The sequence below is a fragment of the Treponema endosymbiont of Eucomonympha sp. genome (genome assembly GCF_001028545.1).
Genome location: NZ_BBPW01000273.1, coordinates 1 through 835 on the forward strand (window position 1 = coordinate 1; position 835 = coordinate 835).

Genomic DNA, 835 nt, shown 5'->3' on the forward strand with positions numbered 1-835 from the left:
CCGCTCGTCCAGCCGGTTTTGCCGTAGTCCTTCGCAAGGCTCGCCGTCTGCTCCAGCGTCAGTCCGCCTTTCTCGAACTTCGCGCCGTCGCCCGAGTCAAAGGAAGCATAGCGCTTCTTCCGCAGTTCGCGGATTCGCCCGTCAGCCCGAATCGCCGCGGCTTTTTCAAGCCCGTAGGCAAACGCGTCCATTCCGCTGATATGCGCTATGAACAAGTCCTCCGGGTCAATAGAGTTGCGGCGAATCTTCGCGTCAAAGTTCAGCCCGCCTGTCTTGAAGCCACCCATTCGCAGGATAGCCATCATCGCCGTCGTCGTCTCGTAGACGCTGGTCGGGAACTGGTCGGTATCCCAGCCGTTCTGCGGGTCGCCGCGGTTCGCGTCCACCGAGCCGAGCATGTCGCTGTCGACGCAGGTCTGCAGTTCGTGAAAAAAATCGTGCCCCGCAAGCTCCGCATGGTTCGCCTCGATGTTCAGCTTGAAATCCTTGTCCAGCCCGTGCGCCTTCAGAAAGCCGATAACCGTCTCGCTGTCAAAGTCGTACTGGTGCTTCGTCGGCTCCATAGGCTTCGGCTCTATATAAAAGCAGCCCGTAAAGCCCTGCTTGCGCCCGTAATCGCGGGCAATAGTCAAAAACGTGGCGAGGTGCTCTTTTTCGCGCTTCTGGTTGGTGTTGAGGAGCGACATATAGCCCTCGCGTCCGCCCCAGAACGTGTAACCCTGCCCGCCCAGCTTAATCGTGCCGTCTATTGCGTGCTTCACCTGATTCGCCGCGTGCGCCACCACCGCAAAGTCGGGGTTCGTCGCCGCGCCGTTCATGAAGCGCGGGTTGGTAA

General features: G+C 59.8%; 1 protein-coding gene. It reads right to left on the reverse strand.

Going from position 1 to position 835, the window contains the following annotated elements; translation table 11 throughout:
* The coding region (locus AWU74_RS06485) for an apurinic/apyrimidinic endonuclease family protein (protein WP_498067488.1) at positions 1-818 on the reverse strand (818 nt) is incomplete at its 3' end.
* Positions 819-835 lie beyond the last annotated feature (17 nt).